General features: G+C 69.9%; 7 protein-coding genes and 1 pseudogene. 4 read left to right on the top strand and 4 right to left on the bottom strand.

Annotation, left to right across the window (positions count from 1 at the left end):
* From VGL85_RS21900 to VGL85_RS21890, 3 genes and pseudogenes are all read left to right on the top strand, one after another.
* A pseudogene (locus VGL85_RS21900) lies at positions 1-135 on the top strand (glycerol-3-phosphate dehydrogenase); the annotation flags it as partial.
* A 4-nt stretch (positions 136-139) separates the two neighbouring features.
* Entirely contained in the window at positions 140-427 is a 288-nt protein-coding gene (locus VGL85_RS21895) for a YciI family protein (RefSeq protein ID WP_331591171.1), read from the top strand.
* Positions 424-777, top strand: coding sequence for a Rieske (2Fe-2S) protein (locus tag VGL85_RS21890; RefSeq protein WP_331591170.1), 354 nt, complete (start codon positions 424-426; stop codon positions 775-777). Before VGL85_RS21895 ends, VGL85_RS21890 begins: the two co-directional genes overlap by 4 nt.
* A gap of 7 nt (positions 778-784) precedes the next feature.
* Here the strand turns inward: VGL85_RS21890 and VGL85_RS21885 are convergent, their stop codons facing one another.
* The 4 genes from VGL85_RS21885 to VGL85_RS21870 form a co-directional block, all read right to left on the bottom strand.
* Positions 785-1,108: a hypothetical protein gene (locus VGL85_RS21885; RefSeq protein ID WP_331591169.1), complete on the bottom strand. Its 324-nt coding sequence runs from the start codon at positions 1,106-1,108 to the stop codon at positions 785-787.
* A gap of 55 nt (positions 1,109-1,163) precedes the next feature.
* The gene (locus tag VGL85_RS21880; RefSeq protein ID WP_331591168.1) at positions 1,164-1,913 is read right to left on the bottom strand and encodes a creatininase family protein; all 750 of its coding nucleotides are present in this window, start codon (positions 1,911-1,913) and stop codon (positions 1,164-1,166) included.
* A gap of 271 nt (positions 1,914-2,184) precedes the next feature.
* Positions 2,185-2,823 carry a hypothetical protein gene (locus VGL85_RS21875; protein WP_331591167.1) on the bottom strand — a complete coding sequence of 213 codons (639 nt, stop codon included), beginning with the start codon at positions 2,821-2,823 and terminating at the stop codon, positions 2,185-2,187.
* A gap of 25 nt (positions 2,824-2,848) precedes the next feature.
* Positions 2,849-4,345: a CoA-acylating methylmalonate-semialdehyde dehydrogenase gene (locus VGL85_RS21870; RefSeq protein ID WP_331591166.1), complete on the bottom strand. Its 1,497-nt coding sequence runs from the start codon at positions 4,343-4,345 to the stop codon at positions 2,849-2,851.
* 90 nt (positions 4,346-4,435) lie between these two features.
* On the opposite strand from VGL85_RS21870, the gene VGL85_RS21865 reads away from it, so the two are divergent.
* On the top strand, positions 4,436-4,651 hold a 216-nt coding region (locus VGL85_RS21865), incomplete at its 3' end, for a tRNA (adenosine(37)-N6)-threonylcarbamoyltransferase complex ATPase subunit type 1 TsaE (RefSeq protein WP_414695327.1).

Here is a 4,651-nt window from a genome sequence, read left to right as displayed (position 1 = left end):
GCGCTGGCCGCCCGGCTTGGCGTCGAGACCCCCATCTGCGAGGCGGTGGCGGCGGTGCTGGCCGGCGAGCGCGACCTCGACGAAGCGATCGGCGGCCTGCTCTCCCGCCCCCTGCGTTCCGAACTGGAGGACTGACCCGATGGCCCTTTTCGTGCTGAGCTGCATCGACCGCCCGGACAGCCTGGAGCGGCGGATGGCCGCGCGCGAGGCGCACCTCGCCTATGTCGCGGCCCACCGCGACCTGGTGCGGCTCGCCGGCCCCTATCTGGACGACGAGGGCCGGATGGCCGGCTCGATGTTCGTGATCGAGGCGCCCGACCGCGCCGCCGTCGAGGCCTTTTCGGCCGCCGATCCCTATGTCCTTGCCGACCTGTTCGAGCGGGTCGAGATTCGGCCCTGGCGCGTCAGCGTGGGCGCCATCGCGTGAATCCGGCCCAACCGGCGCCCGATACGCGGCTCTGCGCCCTGGCCGACATTCCCGACCCGGGCGCCAAGGGCTTCTTCTTCCGCGCCGGCGATCAGATCTTCCTGGGCTTCGTGCTGCGCCAGGGCGGCGCGGTCGCCGGCTTCATCGATCGCTGCCCGCATACGGGAACGCCGCTGGCCGCCCTGCCCGACCGCTATCTGACCCGCGAGGGCGACCTGATCGTCTGCTCGACCCACGGGGCGATGTTCCGACCCAGGGACGGCCTCTGCCTGGCCGGCCCCTGCGAAGGCCGGTCGCTGTGGCCCTGGCCGGTGGCCGTCGTCGGAAGCGAGGTGCTGACAGCGCGATAGTCGCCGCTCAGCCTCCCGGCGGAGCGCCTTCGGCGCCGCGGTGGACGGTGTCATTGAGATCGTCCTGGGCGTCGCGGCTTTGCTGGTCCCATTGCGCCCGGGTCATGCAGACCTTGCTTCGGCCCAGGCGCGTGCCGATCTCCTCGGTCCATTTGCAGATCTGGGTGTTCGGGTCGTAGCCGTGCTTAAGCGGCGTCACGGCGGCGACGGGCGTTGGGCCAGCCGGCGGCGCGGCCGCGCCGTTCGGCGAAGCGGCCGGGGCGCCCTGGGCAAGACAGGTCCCGCCGAGCGCGCTGGCGAACAGGATCGTGGCGAAAAGGCTGGGTTTCATGGCGATTCCCCAAAAGGTTTCAGGCGTCGAGCTTGCCGCCACCTGGCGGCGCCGGTCAAGCCGGCGGCGTTTCCGCGCCGAAGGCCGCCACCTCGGCGATCAAGCCTTGCACGGCCAGCGCCACCAGTTCGCCGCCCTTTTCCGGCGTCGCCAGGCCCGGATCGGAGCCCATGCGGCCGTCGGGATGGCGGGCGCGAAAGTCGAGCGCCTCGCGGATGGGGCCGGAGGCGGCGATCTGCGGCGCGTAGTTGGCCGACTTGATGGCGTCCGGATAGGCCCACTGGGTGACGGCGATCTCGGACGGCGTCGCGTGGCTGCCGTGGCCGGAGGGGAACTGGCCGTAGGCGAGCTTGGTCACGCCGCTCAGGTCCCACCAGTTGCGCAGCTTCAGCGCAAACCCGGCCGGCCGGTGGGCGAAGCTGGCCTCGGCATAGATCTCGGAAAACGCCGCCTCGATGCTGGCGACATTGCCGCCGTGGCCGTTGAGGAAATAGATCTTCTCAAATCCATGCAGCGACAGCGAGCGCACCCAGTCGCCTATTGCCGCGATGAAGGTCGAGGGCCTGAGCGAAATGGTGCCCGGAAAACCCAGGTGGTGCTGGGCCATGCCGACATTGAAGGTGGGCCCGATCAGCAGGTCGCCGGTCTTCTGCGCCTCATGCGCGATGATCTCGGGACAGAGCCAGTCGGTGCCGAGCAGGCCGGTCGGACCATGCTGTTCGTTGGAGCCGATCGGGATGACGATGGTCCTGGAGCGTTCGAGAAAAGCCTCGGTCTCCTGCCAGGTGGAGAGTTGCAGCAACATGGGGTGGGTCTCCGGCCGAAGGGCTCTCAAAGTTCGGCTCCGCCATCATATCCGGTTGAGTGGCGATAGAGATGGAAATCGAGAAACGCCGGCTTCTGACCCTTCTCCCCTCGCGGGAGAAGGTGGCCGGTCGAAGGACCGGTCGGATGAGGGGCCGCGCTGAGCTCTCCGCAGGATTCAGACGGCCTCTTCCCAACCGCCGGCGCGGCCCCTCATCCGCCCCGACTTCGCGGGGCGCCTTCTCCCGCGAGGGGAGAAGGGACGCAGTAGCTCAGTCCGCGCCCAATTCCCTGCGCACGTACGGGTAGGTTTGCGGCGCGGTGCAGACGCAGGCGTTCAGCGTGCCGTCCTTGGCCCACCAGATCAGGGTGGGGTAGCCGGGCTTGACGCCGTTGGCGCCCAGCAGGGGTTTCAGGCTGTCGACCAGGTCGCGGCCGGCGGCGATGACGGCGGTGCGGGCGACGTCGCCGTCGGCGGGCGCGATGTGAGGCGCGGTCCAGGCGTCGATCGGGGCGGAGGTCCAGGTCTGGAACAGCCCCCAGCTGCGGTTGACCCAGAGTTCGGCGACGGTCGAACGCTCGGCCGGCGTGGACCTGGCCGCGCCATTGACGTCCGGCGGGGCGATCATGATCACCCTCGTATCGACGCCGGCCTTTTGCAGGCGCGCGAACTCGCTCTGTTCGTAGGCGTCGCACGCCGGGCAGTCGCGCGTGGCGATGACATAGAGCTTCGGCCCGCTCAGGCCCGGCGAGACCCAGCCGGCGCCGGCCAGCAGCTTGGCGATGTCGGCCTGGTGGCTCTTGATCAGGTGCGGCCGCCAGCGGACGTCGATGTCCCACCAGAGATAGAGGCCCGCGAAGACGATGGCGATGCAGCCGATCAGCATCGCCCAGAGCCGCAGTCGCTTCATCGGCCTTCCCCCCTGCCCTGGCGCACTATTGCATGGTCGGGATCACAAAGGCCGAGTCCTCGCTCATCCCCTCCGGCCAGCGGGCGGTGACGGTCTTGACCTTGGTGAAGAAGCGCACGCCTTCCATGCCGTGCTGGTTGGCGTCGCCGAAGGCCGAGCGCTTCCAGCCGCCGAAGCTGTGATAGGCCACCGGCACCGGGATCGGCACGTTGATGCCGACCATGCCGACCTCGACCCTGGCCGCGAACTCGCGCGCGGCGCGGCCGTTGCGGGTGAAGATGGCGACCCCGTTGCCGTACTGGTGCTTCGACGGCAGGGCGACAGCCTCCTCGAAGCTCTCGGCGCGGACCAGCTGCAGCACCGGGCCGAAGATTTCTTCCTGGTAGGTGCGCATGTCCGGCTTCACGTGGTCGAACAGGTTCGGGCCGATGAAGAAGCCGGCCTCGAAGCCCTGCAGATGGAAGTCGCGGCCGTCGACGACCAGTTCGGCGCCCTCGTCGACGCCCAGCTGGATGTAGTCGCTGATCTTCCGGCGGTGCGCGGCGGTGACCACCGGCCCGTACTGGGCGGCGGCGTCGGAGGAGACCCCGACCTTCAGCGTCTCGATCTGGCCCAGCAGCCGTTCGCGCAGCGCCTCGGCGGTCTTGACCCCCACCGGCACCGCGACCGGCAGGGCCATGCAGCGTTCGCCGGCCGAGCCGTAGGCCGCGCCCATGATGTCGCCCACGGTCTGGTCCAGGTCGGCGTCGGGCATGACGATGGCGTGGTTCTTCGCCCCGCCCATGGCCTGGACGCGTTTGCCGCTCGCCGTGCCGGTCGTATAGACATGGTGCGCGATGTCGGAGGAGCCGACGAAGCTGACCGCCTTGATGTCCGGATGGGCCAGGATGGCGTCGACCGCCGCCTTGTCGCCATGCACCACGTTCAGCACGCCGGCCGGGCCGCCGGCCTCCAGGAAGAGTTCGCCCAGCCGCACCGGCACGCTCGGGTCCTTCTCCGAGGGCTTGAGGATGAAGCTGTTGCCGACCGCGATCGCCACGCCGAACATCCACATCGGGATCATCGCCGGGAAATTGAATGGCGTGATGCCGGCAACCACGCCCAGCGGCTGGCGCATGGAATAGACGTCGATGCCCGGCCCGGCGCCTTCGGTGTATTCGCCCTTCAGCGCGTGCGGGATGCCGCAGGCGAACTCGATCACCTCCAGGCCGCGCTGGAGGTCGCCGCGGGAATCGGCGACCACCTTGCCGTGCTCGGACGACAGCAGGTTGGCCAACTCGTCCATGCGCGCCTCGACCAGGCGCTTGAACTCGAACATCACCCGCGCCCGGCGCTGGGGATTGGTCGCCGCCCAGCCGATCTGCGCCATCGCCGCCGCTCGCACCGCCGCGTCCACCTCGCCGGCGTCGGCCAGCGCCACGCGGGCCTGGACCTCGCCGGTATTGGGATCGAACACATCGCTAAACCGTCCCGAACGGCCGGCGACGGCGGCGCCGTTCACGAAATGAGTGATGTCACGCATGGCAAGGTCTCGAACCAACGGAGGAAACCGACCTTCTAGGCCGACCCCGGCGGCGGCGGTAGGGGTTGCCCGCGCCGCGGCCGGCGGCGCATGTTCGCGGTCATGACCGCATCCGGACCGGAGCCGCGCATGATCCTCCCGGCCGAGGGGGATTTCCGCCTGGCTGACGAGGCCGCCACCGCGCGGCTGGGCGCGGCGGTGGCCCGCACCCTGGCCGCCGGCGAAGCGGTCTGCCTGAAGGGCGTGCTGGGCGCCGGCAAGTCGACCCTGGCGCGCGGCCTGATCCGCGAGCGCACGGGGAGCGTC

This window comes from Phenylobacterium sp. (assembly GCF_036501465.1).
GTDB lineage: Bacteria > Pseudomonadota > Alphaproteobacteria > Caulobacterales > Caulobacteraceae > Phenylobacterium.
The sequence above is the reverse complement of the archived record's forward strand: the minus strand, read 5'-3'. Positions and strand labels throughout refer to the sequence as shown.